This is a genomic window from Sulfitobacter guttiformis (genome assembly GCF_003610455.1).
GTDB lineage: Bacteria > Pseudomonadota > Alphaproteobacteria > Rhodobacterales > Rhodobacteraceae > Sulfitobacter > Sulfitobacter guttiformis.
Map to the genome: position 1 here is coordinate 981309 of NZ_RAQK01000002.1, position 16741 is coordinate 998049.

Sequence of the window (16741 nt, forward strand, 5' to 3'; positions counted from 1 at the left end):
AATAACGACACCGACTCCTTAAATTACGCCTCCAGCGCTTGTAAAAAATCCGCTACCAGGTCATCCGCATCCTCAAGTCCGATGCTTACACGGACCAGCCCGGGTGTAATGCCAAGATGGGCTTTTTGGTCCTCTGGCAGGCGCTGGTGGGTGGTGGTTGCCGGGTGCGTAAGGATGGTTTTAGCATCCCCCAGATTGTTGGAGATCAGACCAATTTGCACCGCGTTGAGAAAACGGAATGCCGCCTCCTTCCCCCCTGCAATATCAAGCGCCAGAACTGTGCCACCCGCCCCCATCTGCGCTTGGGTCAGGGCGTGCTGCGGATGCCCTTCCAAACCTGGATAGATCACTGCATTCAATCCTGCATGCCCCTCCAGAGCCTTGGCCACTGTCAGCGCCGATGCTGTTTGTGCCCGCACGCGCAGGCCCATCGTCTCGATCCCTTTAAGCATGACCCAAGCTGTGAACGGTGACATCGATCCGCCCGTGTGCTTCATGTACGGCTCGACCGTTTTGCGAATAAACTCCCGCGAACCGAGTATCACACCTCCAAGGGTCCGGCCCTGTCCGTCGATGTGCTTTGTCGCCGAATAAATCACCACATCAGCGCCCTGCGCAAAAGCTCGCGAGTAGACTGGCGTGGCGAACACATTATCAATCATCACCAATGCGCCGCGGGCATGGGCCAGCTTGGCCACCGCTTCGATATCAATAACCTCCAGCGTCGGGTTCGAAATGGATTCGAAGAACACAGCTTTTGTATCCTCCCGAATAGCCGCTTCCCACTGGGCAAGGTCGGTGCCGTCCACAAATGTGACCTCGACACCAAAGCGCGTCAGGATATCCTCCAGCACATACAGGCATGAGCCAAAGAGCGCGCGCGCAGACACAACATGATCCCCCGCGCGCAACATTGACGTCAGCGCACCGGACACGGCCGCCATACCCGAGGCGGTAGCAAACGCATCCTCAGCCCCCTCAAGAGCAGCAATCCGCTCCTCGAACATCTTGACAGTAGGGTTGCCATAGCGGGCATAGATAAACTCGTCATCGCCCGACTTTACAAACCTTTGCTCGGCATGTTCGGCACTGTCATAGACAAAACCTTGTGTGAGAAAAATCGCCTCTGACACTTCGCCGTACTGGCTGCGCCGTGTTCCTGCGTGCACAGCCTTGGTCGCCGGCTTCCAATCATTGCTCATCTCATACCACCTTCGCACACCTCTGGTGTGACCATCTGTGCGCCCGTTCAAAAGGGTGGGCGCAAAAAAACCCCAAGCGCGGTCAAGCGAAAGGGGGCTTTCATCCTGACCTTTTAGCGGAATGTTGTCGACATTTTGCATCTTTTCCAGCCAACGCCTGATCAAAACCGTGTGTTTGATCCAACGCGGCGGCAGCATCCATAAGAACACCCCGAACACCAAATGTTTTGTGGCCCGCAATCCGGTAACAAATCACCACAAAGCTGTCGTTACGGTATCCGCTTGCGGGGGTCAACCAATCTGAGCCCCCTTGCCCTGCCCGCCAAAACCCGCATCATGGGGGTCCACCCGCACTTCCGGAGCCCCCAATGAGCACACCGATTGATATGTATTACTGGCCCACGCCAAACGGCTGGAAAATCTCTGTCTGTCTGGAAGAGATGGGCCTGCCTTATACAACCCACCTCATCAATATCGGGAAGGGCGACCAGTTCGACCCCGAATTCCTCAAAATCGCGCCAAACAACCGCATGCCCGCCATCACCGATCCCGATGGCCCTGACGGAGCGCCGGTGTCGATTTTCGAGAGCGGGGCGATCCTGCAATACCTCGCCCGCAAAACCGGGACCTTCTGCGGCAGCACCGAGCGAGAGCGGATCGTCGTAGATCAATGGCTGATGTGGCAAATGGGCGGCCTTGGTCCGATGGCGGGGCAAGCGCATCATTTCCTGAAATTTGCGCCCAAGGCGGAGCCGCCGCAGGACATCCCATATGCCAAGGACCGCTACCGCAGCGAGACTGCGCGCCTTTACGGTGTGCTCGACCGGCAATTGGCGCAGAACGAATTTGTCGCAGGCAACTTCCTCTCGATCGCGGATTTCTCGATCTGGGGTTGGGCAAGCCTGTGGGAAGGCCAGCAGCAAACCCTAGAGGACAAGCCAAACATGGCGCGCTGGCTTGATGTGATGGGTGCCCGAAAGGGCGTGCAGGCAGGTCGTGCACTATATGCGGATCTGCGGCCCGGTTAGACGCTTTTGTCCGCGTCGTTACCCTCTTCGATGACAAAGGGCTGAAGCTGTGCAAACTGCCAGAACAAAAACACCATTAACGCCACGGGAAAACCAAAGGTTTCGATCTTGACCCATGCTTCCGTGGTCATTGTGCGCCAGATCACTTCGTTCACTACCGCAAGCGTGACAAATGCCATTACCAATCGCTTTGTCAGGATCATCCAGCCCTCGTGCCGCATTGGCATCATATCGGCCATCACAAATTCCAGCCATGAGCGGCCGCGCAGCAGGCCGACCGTCAGGATCAGCGCCAACAGGCCGTAAACGATGGTTGTTTTCATCTTGAAAAACCGCTCATCGTTAAACCACGCTGTTAGCCCGCCAAAGAAGATCACCATGAATGCCGTGAATACCTGCATCCGGCTCAGCTTTCCGGTGAGCGCCCACAAAATGCCCATTGCCAGCAGCAGGATCGGAACGAACACCACCGCCGAAACGATGAAACCGGTATATTCCGTACCGCCAAACGTGAACAAATCGTCCTTGATCCGGATATAAAGAATAAAAAAGGCCAGAGTTGGCCCAAGCTCCAGAAACTGTTTGAGGATCGGGTTTATCTCGCGTGCGTTTGCCATCGCTAGCCTCCAAATTCCACAATTACGGCACCCGCTGCGATAAGCGCCATAAGGGCGATCCTGCGCGGTCCAACCGTCTCTTTGAGTACGAGCCATCCGATAACGGCGGCGAACACTGTTGATGTCTCTCTCAATATCGCCGCTTCGCCCACGTTATCAAGGCGGGTGGCCATCATAATCGACCCGAAGCTCGCGAATGCGATCACGCCGCCGATCACGCCGCGCTGCATGAGCGGCCCCACAGCGGGCGGGTTCTCCATCCCATGCCAGCGGCGGTAGGCGATAATAGGCATTAAAAAACCGTCAATCATGAAGAACCACGCCAGAAACGTAAATGGATCGGCCGTAGCGCGGATACCGTAGGCGTCATATGTGGTGTACAGCGCCACAAACAATCCAGTCACAAAAGCCAACGCCAAGGCGACATTCAAGGTGTCCCGCTCCGCCTCCAGATACATCATGTTATAAGCCGCCAGCCCGAAAATACCCGCCATCAGCACAGCAACACCCAGCCACTGCACGCCGTTGAACACCTCGCCAAACAGCCAGTAGGCGCCGATCACTGTAAACAGCGGTCCCGTACCGCGCACCACAGGATAGACCACAGTATAGGCGCCCTTCGTGTAGGCCGCTGCCTGCAACAGCTTGTACAAGCAGTGAATAACCCAAGCGCCCGCAAAAATGGGCCACATATGCGGTTCGGGCCACGGGACTACAAACAGGGCAAAGGGTGCTGCCATGAGGCAGTAGCTACCGTCGATGGCCCCACGCGTCAGCCACGGATCATGCCGGCCCTTTTGCAACGCACCAAATACCGCGTGTAAAAATGCTGCCAGCAGCGCGAGGGCAAGTGCAAGACTGTGCCCCGCCTCTGTCCCCTCAATAGAGATGAGCCAATCCGTCATGCGCTCAGCGCTCCAGTCCTGTCAGAGCATCAGCAAACTCCTGCGGGTCGAAGGCCTGCAAATCGTCAATCTGTTCGCCCACGCCGATTGCATGGATCGGCAGCCCGAATTTATCAGCCAGCGCCACCAGAACACCGCCCTTTGCGGTGCCGTCAAGCTTGGTCATAACCAGCCCCGACACATCCGAGATTTCCTGAAAAACCTTGACCTGGCCAATCGCGTTCTGCCCCGTTGTGGCATCCAGCACCAACAATGTGTTGTGCGGCGCATCGGGGTCTTTTTTGCGGATCACCCGCACGATCTTAGCCAGTTCCTCCATCAGGTCACCGCGGTTCTGCAACCGCCCTGCCGTGTCGATCAATAACAAATCAGCCCCGTCCGCTTCGGCCTTGACCATCGCATCATACGCCAGGCTGGCAGGGTCCGACCCTTGAGGCGCGGTTAGAACCGGCACGCCCGCCCGCTCGCCCCAGACCTGCAACTGTTCGACGGCGGCGGCACGGAATGTATCACCGGCCGCGATGACAACGCTCTTGCCCGCTGCGCGAAACTGGCTCGCCAACTTGCCGATGGTCGTCGTCTTGCCAGAGCCGTTGACCCCTACGACCAGGACAACCTGCGGAGTCTTTTTATAAAGCGGCAGCGGCTTTGCCACCGGTTCCATGATCCGCGCAATTTCGTCGCTCATCAGGGTTTTGATCTCGTGCACCGACAGCTTTTTGCCCAGACGCCCTTCGGCCATATTTGCGGTGACGCGCAGGGCCGTATCCACTCCCATGTCAGCGGCGATCAGCAATTCTTCAAGCTGCTCCAGCATTTCATCGTCCAGCACGCGGCGCGCGATTTCCGGCGTCTCATCGCGCCCTAGCAATCGCCCCAATATCCCGCGTGTTGGTGCCGGATCAGGTGCCTGTTCCCGATCTGAGGCGGGAATAACGGGAGGGAGAGCGGTCTGCGGGCTTTCTGCGATCGGTGCTCCGCGTGGCGCGCGCTGCTCTTCTTCGCGGGCGGCAGTCTCGGCGCGCGCGGCAGTTTCGGCTTCGGCCGGATCTGTTTCAATAGTGGGTTGCTCACGCTCTGTCAGCGTTTTGGCGTCAGGCACTGCATCCACAGCCTGCGCAGGGGCTTCCATCACCTTGTCTACGGCAGGCTGCTGCGACGGATCAGCATCACCCACAATTGCCTCCAGCCCCTCATCGATCTTCGAGGAGGAGTTGAACAAACGGTCTTTGAGTTTCTTGAAAAACGCCACGGGTGAAGATCTCCGGCTTGTAGGACCCCCATGATCTATCGCCTTGGGCCACGGGATGGAAGGGTGCGCGATTGACAAGGCCGCGCACAGACCCCACCAACATTCCATGCGATACTTTGCGATCATAGCGGCGGCAGTTTTATCAGCGTTTCTCGCCTCTTCCGCCCATGCCGATCCGCGCGAGGGACAGTGTAGTACCGGCAAATGGGGCCATGTCCAATGCATCAGGCCGGCACATTTCGTTTATGATACCTGTAATGCTATTGAGGTTTTCAGCACCAGATACGGTCTAGACGCGGGTTTTTTTGCCCGCCTGATCTGGCAAGAAAGCCGCTTTGACCCTAACGCTCTGAGCCCCGCAAACGCGCGCGGCATTGCACAATTCATCCCCTCCACCGCCCTGCTGCGCGGCCTCAAGGACCCTTACAACCCCGCAGACGCATTAGACCACTCAGCGCAATATCTGGCCGAAATGGTCGGAAAATATGGCAATGAAGGCATGGCAGCAATCGGCTATAACGGCGGGGAGCGGCGGGCCGAGGGATTTCTTGAGGGTAAAGGCCTAGCCTCCGAGACGGTTAATTACGTACCCATCATCACGGGTCTATCCGCCGAGCAATGGCGCGACACGCCCCCCAAAGACCATGATTTTCGCCTCGACCCTAAGCTGGCATTTCAAGAAGCCTGCACGCAAATGGCGCGCAACCGCCGTCTGACAACGCTCAAACCGGCTGTGCCGCCGCCGCCTGCCCTCAAACCATGGGGCGTGCAGTTGGGTTTCGGCACCTCAGAGGCGACAGCCATTGCTAAAGTAGCCAGCCTTACACGCACCTGCCGTGCCAAGGTCAGCAGTGAAAAGCTTGACCTTGTGTTCGTGAAAAACCGTGTTTCCGGCAAAAAAGGCTATTATTTTGCCCGGGTCGGACGAAACAGCCGCGATAACGCAACTGAGCTGTGCACCAGCCTAAAGCGGGAGGGTTGTAATTGCCTGGTGGTCCAGAACAAATAGCCCACCCTGAAAAGGGGCAGACCGGTTGATCAGATCTCGTCGGCGAAGTGCTTCATCGTGAGGCGAATGGGGTTTGGCGCCGCCTGCCCTAATCCGCAGATCGAGGCATCAACCATCGCCGCCGACAGCTCCTCAAGCAGTCCCTGATCCCAACTGTCCGCTTGCATCAACTGAACCGCCTTGCCACAGCCGACGCGGCAGGGAGTACACTGTCCACAGCTTTCGTCCTCGAAAAACCGCAGCATATTAAGCGCAGCATCCCGGGCACGGTCTTTGTGGGACAGGATCACGACGGCTGCAGAGCCTATAAAGCTGCCATGCGGTTGCAGCGTATCGAAATCGAGCGGGATGTCGTTCATCGAGGCAGGTAACAGCCCGGAAGATGGCCCACCGGGTTGATAGGCCTTGAACTTATGCCCCTGCGCCATGCCGCCCGCCGCCGCGATGATATCCGTAATTGTCGATCCGGCTGGCAGCAGATAAATACCCGCCTTTGCAACACGCCCCGACACCGAATAGCTGCGCATACCCTTACGGCCATTGTGCTCAACCGTGGACAGTACTTCCGGCCCCTCGCGGCAAATCCGCGCGATCCAGTGCAGCGTCTCGATATTATGGACCAGCGTGGGGCGGCCGAAAATGCCGACCTGCGCCACAAATGGAGGACGGTGGCGCGGCATACCGCGTTTGCCCTCGATGCTTTCGATCATTGCCGATTCCTCGCCACAGATATAGGCACCAGCCCCGCGTCGCAGTTCGATATAGCCCGCAGGCACCACGCCCGCATCCTCCAGCGCCGCAATCTCGGATGCCAAAATGTGCAGCACGGCGGGATATTCGTCGCGCATGTAAATATAAGCGCGCTCTGCCTCGACGGCCCAGGCAGCGATCAGCATACCCTCCAGAAACAGGTGTGGCACCCGCTCAAGGTAGTAGCGGTCTTTGAATGTCCCCGGCTCGCCCTCGTCGCCGTTAACAGCCAGATACCGCGGCCCCGCATTATCGCGCACAAATCCCCACTTCTTGCCGGACGGAAACCCCGCGCCGCCAAGACCGCGCAGGCCGGATGCGAGCACTTTTTCCTGAACCGCTTCCCAATCACCGTCCTTTCGCAGGTCCGCGAGCGTGCCGTAGCCACCACCCGCCGCGTACTCCGCATAAGTTTCATAGGCGGGAATATGGGCGTGGGTATTACCTGCAGCAATCGCTGCGTGAACCTTCCGCACCGTCGCATTGTCGATATGCGCATGGCCCAGTTCCAATACCGGCGCGGTATCGCACCGCCCCATGCAGGGCGCGCGCAGCACGCGAACCTGCGAGGCGTCCAAACCGTCCTCGAGCGCAGATTTCAGGGCTGCCGCGCCTGCCATCTCGCAGCTCAGCGAATCGCACACGCGGATGGTAAGCGCAGGCGGCGGTATCTCGCCCTCTTTAACCACATCGAAATGGGCGTAGAATGTTGCTACCTCATAGACTTCTGCCATGCTCAGGCGCATCTCTTCGGCCAATGCGCGAAGATGGGCGGCGGACAGATGGCCGAACGCGTCCTGAATAAGATGCAAATGCTCGATCAATAGGTCACGATCGCGGGGCTCTGCGCCCAGCAGATCGCGCACCTCGCCCCATGCCTTATCCTCCAGTTGACGCCCCTTGGTATGGCGCCGCCCCTTGCCAGCACCTGACTTCCAGACGCCTTTTTCCGGTGATTTCTTGCCGGAACCGTTTTTATCTGAATCGAGTGCCATGCGAAGTTTCCCTTATTATTTTGCATTGTGTATCAACTGCGCCCATCGGGGTTGAGGTGAAAAGCGACAATTTGGCAGCCCTTTGCGCGGTGCGCGGTGCGGCGCTGATGCGGATCGGAAACCCTGAGGATGCTCTGGCACTGCTCCACGACTTCTGGCATCTATAGGTCATGAAATTCCTGACCCTTATACTGTGGGCCCTTTGTGCCCTGCCCGCCGCCGCACAGTCCCAAATGACGGCGAAGGAATTCGACGCTTACACCCGCGGGAAAACCCTTTATTACGGAACCGGATCAGAGCCATACGGCGCGGAAATATATCTGCCGGACCGCCGCGTGCGCTGGTCGTTTCTGGATGGCGAATGCAAAGACGGTGAATGGTACGAGGCCGACGGCCTGATCTGTTTCACCTATGACGACCGTCCCGATCCGCAATGCTGGAGTTTTGAGCGCGGCGCAGGCGGATTGATTGCCCGCTTCGAGAACGACCCCGCTATTACCCCCCTCTACGAGGCAAACGAGAGCACCGAAGAGCTGTTGTGTCTGGGTCCAAAAATCGGGGTATGATCTCAGGGCTTTACGGTAATTCTGCCATCCTTGAACTGGACCTCAAGCAGTGTCTCGGCCGCAGCGATCTGCGCGCTGGTAATAATCTGGTCGCCGCTGCGCACCACGGCAAAACCACGTTCCAGCGTCGCCTCATAGCCTAGTGTTTTGCGCAAGCGCTCGGCTGCTGTGATCTGGTTTCGCCAGTCGCGCAGCTGTCTTTGTGCGGCCTCTTGCATCGCATGCGTGGCGCGATCGAGACGCGCAGCCTGCAAATTCCGCTCGCGCTCCAGCGCGGGAACGAGGCGGCGAGACAGACGTTGCAAGCGTTGGTCGTCATTTGCAAGTTTGCTGCGCAACGCCGCAGGGCGCAGGCCACCCCCCAAATCGGACAACCTGATCTTGCGCCGTTGGACCCCAGCCATCAGCGCAGGATCAAGCCGTGTAGCAGCCCGCTCCAATCTCAGCGCGGGCCCCTCGGTCAGACCGGCCGCACGCAAAAGTCTGTCACCCGCCCGGTCCAGACGCTGGCGCGGAGTATCAAGCAGGGTGTCGGCACGGGGCAAGGCGCGCGACATATCGCGCAGCCGCTGACCGCGCTGGATCAGCCCTTGTGACAAGGCGCGACTCATCCGGGCATGTTGCTGGTCGAGATATGCCATCAATTCGTGGCGCACCGGCACCGCAAGTTCGGCGGCTGCAGTTGGCGTAGGCGCGCGCATGTCGGAGGCATAGTCGATCAGCGTTGTGTCAGTCTCATGGCCCACTGCGGAAATCAGCGGAATGACAGAAGCTGCAGCTGCCCTTACGACCGATTCCTCATTAAACCCCCACAGGTCCTCGACCGATCCGCCGCCACGCGCCACGATGATAAGGTCGGGTCGCGGCAGCGCACCGCCGGGGGTCAGACGGTTGAACCCTTCAATTGCGCGGGTCACTTCGGGCGCGCATTTCGCCCCTTGTACGGCGACAGGCCAGATCAGCACCTTACGCGGAAACCGGTCGCGCAAACGGTGCAAAATATCGCGGATAACGGCGCCCGAAGGCGAGGTCACGACGCCAATAATATCGGGCAGATAGGGTAGTGCCTGTTTGCGCTCTGCGTCAAACAGCCCCTCGGCGGCCAGCGCGGCCTTGCGCTTTTCCAGCACTGCCATGAGGGCGCCCATGCCTGCGGGCTGGATATCCTCGATGATGATCTGGTATTTCGACTGACCGGGGAAGGTGGTGATCCGGCCCGTCGCGATCACCTCCATGCCTTCCTCCGGCATGGTGGCCAGTTTCGCGGCGACCCCTTTCCAGATGATCCCCGCCATCACCGCCTTGTCGTCCTTGAGATCCAGATAAACATGGCCCGAGCGCGGAAGGCTCACGCGCCCCACCTCGGCGCGCACACGGACGTGGCCGAATTCGTTTTCAATAACCCGCTTTATCGCGCCCGAAAGCTCGCCCACCGTATATTCGGGACTGTTGCCCGCAGCGGGAGCATCCTCTGGGCCGTCATCGAACAGATCCATACTTGCGTCCTTGTGCAAATCACTCGCGCATCCTAAAACGCCGGACATCAAGTTCCAAGGGAGTGCACGCCATGAATATTCTGATCCTCGGGAGCGGCGGCCGCGAGCACAGCCTGGCATGGGCTGTGCTGCAAAATCCAAAATGCGACAAACTTATCGTTGCTCCGGGCAATGCAGGCATCGCGCAGATCGCAGATTGCGCCACGATTGACATCGAAGACGGCGGTACGGTCGTCGAATTTGCCGCACGCAATAACGTCGATTTTGTAATCGTCGGCCCCGAGGCACCCTTGGCCGCCGGCGTGGCCGACCGCCTACGCGAGGCAGGTGTTCTGGTGTTTGGCCCCTCTCAAGCGGCCGCAGCACTCGAAGCTTCAAAGGCCTTTACCAAGGAGATTTGCGCCGCATGTAATGCACCCACTGCCGCTTATGGCCATTTCACCAATGCCGCCGCCGCCAAAGATTACGTGACCGCACACGGCGCACCAATCGTGGTCAAGGCCGACGGGCTGGCCGCAGGCAAAGGCGTGATTATTGCGCAGACGGTAGCAGAGGCAGAGGCCGCCATTGACGACATGTTCGGCGGCAGTTTTGGCGCAGCAGGTGCCAAGGTGGTCATCGAAGAATTCATGACCGGAGAAGAGGCGTCTTTCTTTATTCTGTGTGACGGCGAAAACGTCCTTCCAATAGGCACGGCGCAGGATCACAAACGTGTGGGCGATGGCGATACCGGACCCAACACCGGAGGCATGGGCGCCTACTCACCCGCTCCAGTCCTGTCTGACGCAATTGCCGAGCGCGCTATGGCGGAAATCATCCGTCCTTGCATGGCCGAAATGGCGAAGCGCGGCATGCCCTATCAGGGCATCCTTTATGCCGGTCTGATGATCGAAGACGGCGCACCGCGACTGGTGGAATACAATGTCCGCTTCGGCGATCCAGAATGTCAGGTGCTGATGATGCGCCTCGGCGCACAAGCGCTGGATCTGATGCATGCCGCTGCCGAAGGGCGGCTGGCCGATATGCGGGTGAACTGGGCCGATGATCACGCGCTGACAGTAGTGATGGCGGCCCAAGGGTATCCTGCGGCCTATGTGAAAGGGACCCAGATCGGCGGGCTCGACACGCTGTCCGAAGATAGCAGCCATATGGTGTTCCACGCAGGCACAGCAGAGCAGGATGGCAAAATTATTGCCGTTGGTGGCCGCGTCCTCACGGTTACGGCACGCGGCGCAACGCTCGCGCAAGCGCGAAAGCAGGCATATGCAATGGTGGACGCAATAGAGTGGCCGCAAGGATTTTGCCGCAGAGATATTGGATGGCGCGCCCTCGACTGAGGCATCGCCATCCAAGCCATAAGCATCTTAGTACATCGGGGTTGAGCAGTGCTCAGGAGACTGGCGCGCCCTCGCAAATCACCGGCTTGTCGCTGATGTCGCTGATGCGTTGAACTTCTCTGCTGCCCTGTGACATCACCAATAGGGTGCCGTCATCCATAAACGGGATCCAGCAGTTATTTGGGTCTGGCGCGTCCTCGTAGAGAAAGCACAAATGCGGGCCGCGCAGCTCTATCCGTCCGTAGGTGCAACGACCTGTTTCATCCGCCCAGACGGATAAATCATGGCGCAAGAATTGCTCGACCCCCACCAGATTTTCCGACCCGACGCTGGTGAAGCTAAGTGTGCGGTTGACTGCGAGGTCCAAAAAATCTTGCGGTGTCATTTGCTCCTGTGCGCACGCAGGTGTGCCGCATGAAGCAGCAAGGATCAGCGCGATCGCATTTCTCATTAACACGCAAGGGCCGCCGCAAAGCTGGCACGGTCATTATGCGGACCGATGTCATGCGCCACAAGCGTGCCAGCCGTGAGCGAAACCGCCATCAGCCGCTGCCAATCGGCACTGGCCACGATCATCTCGGGGCCTGCACCGCAATCCCGCAAACCACCAGCAATATCGCGCTCCCCGATCCGGTGGTTTGTCACGCCTTCAAGCGCTGCAATTTCGGCAAGCTGTCCGTTTTCATAACGCCAGACGCGCAAAATTTTGGCCAGATGCGGACGATCCACATAGGCAATCTCGACAGCGCCATCCCCGTCCATATCCGCAACCGCAACCGGCGCAAGCCAGCGGTTGCGCGTTCCGATGTAAGGCGTGGCTGCCACTAGACCGGAGGCATTGTAAATCGCCAGCCGCGCTCCTTGATCTTGGTGCGCCTCGACAACGACCACTTCTGCCCGGCCGTCTCCGTCGACATCTACCACACGCGGTTCGGTATCCTCGAACACCCGCGTCATGGGAAGGCGCAGCACGCGGCGCGAAGCAGCTCCCGCCAACTCCAACTCCAGCGCGCCATGCTCGATTGCGTCGCCTAGAATACCGTGGGCATAGCGTGTTGTAGGCTCGGTGTAGCGGGCACTGACGATCGTCCCGTCATCGCCAGCCCCCGATAGGGGCAGCGCAAAAGACGTGAGCACAGCGCATAACGCCATCGTGGAACAGCTGGCACGCGCTGTCCCCTTGCGGAACGCTAGCCGCCGTGCCCCTTGTCGCATCAGATCTGCTTTTCTGGCATTTTCACGCGCAAACCGTCCAGCTCGTCCGTTACTTTGATCTGGCATGTCAGACGCGATTTTGCAGGATCCGGCTCATAGGCAAAATCGAGCATGTCTTCCTCCATGTCGTCTTTTGCTGGTATCTTGCCGATCCATGCCTCGTCGACATAGACATGACAGGTCGAGCAGGCGCAGGCACCGCCGCAATCCGCTTCAATGCCCGGGATATTGTTATCGCGCGCACCCTCCATGACCGTCAGGCCGCTGGCGACCTCGACAATATGTTCTTTGCCGTTGTGTTCTACATATGTAATTTTGGCCATTAAAGTGCCCTTTCATTCAGAATTTTGCCTTTACTACCCATGCGCCTGCCCACGTACCAGCCCCTTTTGTGACGCATGCCATTCTGCATTATCTGAGTTCTAGGCAAGGCAGGTAAAACCCGCTAGAGATGGGCACGATAAAACAGACCCAAAGGCATTGGGCTATGGCACAGGCAAAACTACGTTATTTCGCATCACACCGGACCGCGACCCTTCTGGCGGCTGTTTTGCTGGCCGCTTGCGCCGCGCAGGAAACCGTCACCCAGAGCGGAGTGATCGTTGGCAACGGTCTGGCGCCGGCAGGCGCGGCGCCTGGCACATGCTGGGGCAAAATCCCCACCCCCGCAGTAATCGAGACAGTCACTGAACAAATCCTCGTGACACCTGCTAAAACCAATCCGGATGGCACTCTCAGCGCCCTGCCTGTCTACCGCGAAGAACGCCGCCAGCAGATCGTCACACCGCGCACCGACCGCTGGTTCGAGATCCCCTGCCCGCCTGCCTTTACAATCGAGTTTGTCTCGACGCTCCAGCGCGCTTTGCAGGCACGCGGGCAATACACCGGCGCGGTGAGCGGCGATATGGATGATGCAACGCGGCGCGCTGTACTAGCCGTACAAACGGCGGGGGGGTTGCCCAGCGATGTACTCTCGATCGAGACAGCGCGGGAGCTGGGCATCGTCGCTGTGCCCCGCACCCCCTGATTGCTGTAGGGTCCGACATATTCAAAATATAAAAAGGCGCCCCGCGAGGAACGCCTTTTTGCTTAAACCGCGACCTTGAAATCAGGTAGGCTTACTCTTCTTCGAGCGTAAGCGCCACGAACCTAGGATCACCTGCGCGGCGGACCAGCAGCAGCAGGGACTTGCGTCCAGCCTCACGGGCCGCTGCCACGCGGTCGTTGAGCTCGGAAATGCTGGTGACAGTTTGCTGACCTGCCTCGGTGATGATGTCACCTGCGCGCAATCCTTTTTCAAATGCCTCCGTGTCTTCGTCCACTTCTGTTACCGCCAGTCCTTCCAGATCGGCAGCTGCCCCCAACTCACCACGCATTTCGTCGGTAAGCGGCGTGAGCGTAAGGCCCATAAGTGAAGACATTTCGGGGGCATCAGGTGCTTGTGGCTCTTCGTTCTCGGCTTCCGGTGCTGCGGTCCCGTCAGCATCTTCGCGGCGGCCCAAGACAACCGGAATGGTCTGGGTTTTACCCTCACGCAAAACAGTAACGCGCACTGTTGCACCTACGGGGCTGTTGCCAACCTGCCGCACGAGACCGCGTGTATCTGCGACATCCACGCCGTCAAAGGACATGATCACATCGCCAGTCGCAAGTCCTGCGTCCTTCGCAGGACCGTCCGGCACGTCAGTAATCAGCGCTCCGGTGGACTTGGCGAGGCCCATGGCATCAGCTACGTCCTGCGTAACATCCTGAATGCGGACCCCAAGCCAACCGCGCCGCGTCTCGCCGAATTCCTTGAGTTGGTCCACGACACGGGTCACCACATTCGATGCCATCGAAAAACCGATCCCGATAGATCCGCCATTGGGTGACAGGATGGCCGTATTCACACCAATCACCGCTCCGTCCATGTTGAAAAGCGGCCCGCCGGAGTTGCCGCGGTTGATCGCCGCATCGGTCTGGATGTAGTCGTCATAGGTGCCCGACAGCGCACGGTTGCGCGCACTCACGATGCCTGCAGAAACAGAAAACCCCTGCCCCAGCGGGTTGCCCATCGCAATCACCCAGTCGCCCACACGGGCCGCATCACTATTGCCGAAGTTCACAAACGGCAGTGGCTCATCTGCCTCTACTTTCAAAAGTGCGATGTCCGTGTTGGGGTCAGTCCCGATCACTTTGGCAATCAACTCCTTACCAGAGAAAAACTCGATCGTGATTTCATCTGCGCCCTCGATCACGTGGTTATTGGTCACGACATATCCATCCTCCGAGATAACAAAACCGGAGCCAAGTGCGGATGAGCGTCGGGGCGAAGGCGTTTCTCCGCTTTCATCATCACCACGGTTGCGGTCCTGAAACTCTCGAAAAAAATCCTCGAAGGGGGATCCTTCGGGGACGATACCGCGTGGGCCGGTGCGCCCTTCGACCAATGTTGATGTGGTGATGTTAACCACAGAAGGGCTGATCTTTTCGGCCAGTGGCGCGAGGCTCTCGGGCTTGGCATCCGCCATGACTGCCTGGACCAGCAGAAGCGATAGAGCCATAAGCCCCATCAGGGCCGCACGTAACATCGGCGAAAAGGGGATGGACTGTGGCTTGGCTAATGTCTGGACGTGGGCTGAAGTTTGGGCTTCAAAAGGTGTCCGGGCGACCGCTTTGGACTGCATATATTGTCTCCTGACCGAAATCATGCCCGGCAAACGGGGCGATTTATTGCGTATCAGACTGCATGCTGCGCCGCCTGTCCGCAATATGAAACATGTATCTTACTCCGCTCATTTCAATGCCGTTAACAATGCCGTGAGGCAAACAGGGACTGCTGCACGCAAATAATTAAGGTAGAATGCGCGCAGTCCTGCTACAAAGGGCCCGTCCCCTTCAAAAAAAGCAGGAGCCCTTGCCCGTGAGCCATGTCCTTCGCCGTAGTCTGACCGCCAGCCAACCCAGCATCGTGGGAGGCGAAGGAGCCTATCTGATTGACGAGCATGGCAAACGGTATCTGGATGCTTGCGGCGGGGCGGCGGTTTCATCGCTGGGCCATGACAATGCGGCGGTGCGCAAGGCGATCTGTGACCAGGTCAACACGCTGGCATTTGCGCACACCGGTCTTTTCACGAACAAGTGGGCGGAGGAGTTGTCTGATTACCTCGTCGCCCATGCGCCGGAAGGCACCGGCGAGGGGCGTGTCATGTATCTGGGCAGTGGCTCCGAGGCGATGGAGGCCGCGCTGAAACTGGCGCGCCAGTACCACGTCGAGCGCGGCGAGACGGACCGCGCGCATATCATCGCCCGGGCACCCTCTTACCATGGAAACACGCTCGGCGCCCTCGCGGTGAGTGGTCATGCAGGACGGCGCGCGACCTTTGCGCCCTTGCTGATCGAAACCCACCATATTGATGCAACCTATAATTATCGGCTCCAGCACACTGATGAGAGCGAGGCCGCGTTTGGCCTGCGCATGGCAAACCAGCTTGAGGCCAAAATCCTTGCGCTTGGCGCGGAGAATGTTTGCGCCTTCGTGGCCGAGCCCGTCGTCGGCGCATCACTGGGGACACAGCCCGCGCCAGCGGGGTATTTCAAACGCATCCGCGAGATTTGCGATACGTACGGTGTCCTCTATATCGCGGACGAGGTAATGTGCGGCATGGGGCGCACCGGATCGCTGTTTGCGCTGGAGCAGGAGGGTATCTGCGCCGATATCACGACCATGGCCAAAGGCCTTGGTGCTGGTTACCAGCCCATTGCCGCAGTGATGGCCAACCAGAAAATTTGCGATGCGATTGTTGCGGGCTCTGGCAAGCTGTGGAACGGGCACACTTACATGAGCCATGCCGTGGCCACCGCAGGCGCGATGGCAGTTATGCACGAAATCGACGGGCGCAATTTGCTGGAGGCTGTGCGCGCACGCGGCGCACAGCTTGAGGCCGCGCTGCATGAGCGCCTCGGCCAACATGCGCATGTAGGAGATATTCGCGGACGCGGGTTGTTCTGGACCGCGGAAATTGTCGAGAACCGCGCGACAAAGGCGCCATTTGCCGTCAGCCGTAATATAGCGGGCCGTGTGCAGGCCGCAGCGATGCAGGCGGGCATGATCTGCTATCCGGCACAGGGGTGTGCGGATGGAACAGCGGGTGATCACATTCTATTGGCCCCCTGCTTTACCTCCACCGCCGGAGAGATTGATATTATCGTGGAGACACTGGCTGCAGCAATCGACACTGCAACAACCTGATTGCGCGTCACAACACGCGCAGCGCTTTCGTCTGCGCCGTCCCCTTCGTTCACAGGCGGCGTGTGAGACAGGCAGGCAAACCGAGAACAAAAAAGGGGCCGCAGATTATTGCGGCCCCTTTTCTACTTACTTCAAAAA

General features: G+C 58.8%; 16 protein-coding genes. 6 read left to right on the plus strand and 10 right to left on the minus strand.

Annotation, left to right across the window (positions count from 1 at the left end; all coding sequences use genetic code 11):
• Positions 1 to 23: 23 nt before the first annotated feature.
• Entirely contained in the window at positions 24 to 1202 is a 1179-nt protein-coding gene (gene metZ, locus C8N30_RS17300; RefSeq protein ID WP_025061535.1) for an O-succinylhomoserine sulfhydrylase, read from the minus strand.
• Positions 1203 to 1570: 368 nt separating this feature from the next.
• Here metZ and C8N30_RS17305 point away from each other — a divergent pair, with 368 nt between their 5' ends.
• Positions 1571 to 2230, plus strand: a complete 660-nt coding sequence (locus C8N30_RS17305) for a glutathione S-transferase N-terminal domain-containing protein (protein ID WP_025061534.1) — start codon at positions 1571 to 1573, stop codon at positions 2228 to 2230.
• Here C8N30_RS17305 and C8N30_RS17310 read toward each other — a convergent pair.
• The 3 genes from C8N30_RS17310 to ftsY are packed head-to-tail and all read right to left on the minus strand — an operon-like array spanning position 2227 to position 5004.
• Positions 2227 to 2847, minus strand: a complete 621-nt coding sequence (locus C8N30_RS17310; RefSeq protein ID WP_025061533.1) for an inner membrane-spanning protein YciB — start codon at positions 2845 to 2847, stop codon at positions 2227 to 2229. The two genes, C8N30_RS17305 and C8N30_RS17310, sit on opposite strands and share 4 nt — an antisense overlap.
• Positions 2848 to 2849: 2 nt before the next feature.
• Positions 2850 to 3752: an EamA family transporter gene (locus C8N30_RS17315; protein WP_025061532.1), complete on the minus strand. Its 903-nt coding sequence runs from the start codon at positions 3750 to 3752 to the stop codon at positions 2850 to 2852.
• 4 nt (positions 3753 to 3756) lie between these two features.
• A complete protein-coding gene (gene ftsY, locus C8N30_RS17320) occupies positions 3757 to 5004 on the minus strand; it encodes a signal recognition particle-docking protein FtsY (RefSeq protein WP_025061531.1) in 1248 nt (415 codons plus the stop codon).
• 106 nt (positions 5005 to 5110) lie between these two features.
• Here ftsY and C8N30_RS17325 point away from each other — a divergent pair, with 106 nt between their 5' ends.
• A complete protein-coding gene (locus C8N30_RS17325) occupies positions 5111 to 6013 on the plus strand; it encodes a transglycosylase SLT domain-containing protein (RefSeq protein WP_025061530.1) in 903 nt (300 codons plus the stop codon).
• Positions 6014 to 6042: 29 nt separating this feature from the next.
• Here the strand turns inward: C8N30_RS17325 and C8N30_RS17330 are convergent, their stop codons facing one another.
• Entirely contained in the window at positions 6043 to 7758 is a 1716-nt protein-coding gene (locus C8N30_RS17330; RefSeq protein ID WP_025061529.1) for an NAD(P)H-dependent oxidoreductase subunit E, read from the minus strand.
• Between the two features lie 170 nt (positions 7759 to 7928).
• Between C8N30_RS17330 and C8N30_RS17335 the strand changes: the two genes are divergently transcribed.
• A complete protein-coding gene (locus C8N30_RS17335; protein ID WP_025061528.1) occupies positions 7929 to 8324 on the plus strand; it encodes a hypothetical protein in 396 nt (131 codons plus the stop codon).
• Positions 8325 to 8326: 2 nt separating this feature from the next.
• On the opposite strand, the gene xseA is transcribed toward C8N30_RS17335, so the two are convergent.
• The gene (gene xseA / locus C8N30_RS17340; RefSeq protein WP_025061527.1) at positions 8327 to 9820 is read right to left on the minus strand and encodes an exodeoxyribonuclease VII large subunit; all 1494 of its coding nucleotides are present in this window, start codon (positions 9818 to 9820) and stop codon (positions 8327 to 8329) included.
• Positions 9821 to 9891: 71 nt separating this feature from the next.
• On the opposite strand from xseA, the gene purD reads away from it, so the two are divergent.
• Complete coding sequence (gene purD / locus C8N30_RS17345) at positions 9892 to 11157, plus strand: phosphoribosylamine--glycine ligase (protein ID WP_025061526.1); 1266 nt, start codon at positions 9892 to 9894, stop codon at positions 11155 to 11157.
• A 52-nt stretch (positions 11158 to 11209) separates the two neighbouring features.
• Here the strand turns inward: purD and C8N30_RS17350 are convergent, their stop codons facing one another.
• The 3 genes from C8N30_RS17350 to C8N30_RS17360 all read right to left on the minus strand — a co-directional run bounded on the left by C8N30_RS17350 (position 11210) and on the right by C8N30_RS17360 (position 12695).
• Positions 11210 to 11542 carry a hypothetical protein gene (locus C8N30_RS17350; RefSeq protein WP_147419723.1) on the minus strand — a complete coding sequence of 111 codons (333 nt, stop codon included), beginning with the start codon at positions 11540 to 11542 and terminating at the stop codon, positions 11210 to 11212.
• Positions 11543 to 11607: 65 nt separating this feature from the next.
• Complete coding sequence (locus C8N30_RS17355; protein WP_232222790.1) at positions 11608 to 12372, minus strand: FG-GAP repeat domain-containing protein; 765 nt, start codon at positions 12370 to 12372, stop codon at positions 11608 to 11610.
• The gene (locus tag C8N30_RS17360; RefSeq protein WP_025061523.1) at positions 12372 to 12695 is read right to left on the minus strand and encodes a 2Fe-2S iron-sulfur cluster-binding protein; all 324 of its coding nucleotides are present in this window, start codon (positions 12693 to 12695) and stop codon (positions 12372 to 12374) included. Before C8N30_RS17360 ends, C8N30_RS17355 begins: the two co-directional genes overlap by 1 nt.
• 164 nt (positions 12696 to 12859) lie before the next feature.
• On the opposite strand from C8N30_RS17360, the gene C8N30_RS17365 reads away from it, so the two are divergent.
• Positions 12860 to 13399, plus strand: a complete 540-nt coding sequence (locus C8N30_RS17365) for a peptidoglycan-binding domain-containing protein (protein ID WP_025061522.1) — start codon at positions 12860 to 12862, stop codon at positions 13397 to 13399.
• Positions 13400 to 13490: 91 nt separating this feature from the next.
• Here C8N30_RS17365 and C8N30_RS17370 read toward each other — a convergent pair whose 3' ends face one another.
• On the minus strand, positions 13491 to 14924 hold the full coding sequence (locus C8N30_RS17370; RefSeq protein ID WP_409373605.1) for a DegQ family serine endoprotease: 1434 nt from the start codon (positions 14922 to 14924) through the stop codon (positions 13491 to 13493).
• A gap of 350 nt (positions 14925 to 15274) precedes the next feature.
• Between C8N30_RS17370 and C8N30_RS17375 the strand changes: the two genes are divergently transcribed.
• Positions 15275 to 16603: an aspartate aminotransferase family protein gene (locus tag C8N30_RS17375; protein WP_232222789.1), complete on the plus strand. Its 1329-nt coding sequence runs from the start codon at positions 15275 to 15277 to the stop codon at positions 16601 to 16603.
• Positions 16604 to 16741 lie beyond the last annotated feature (138 nt).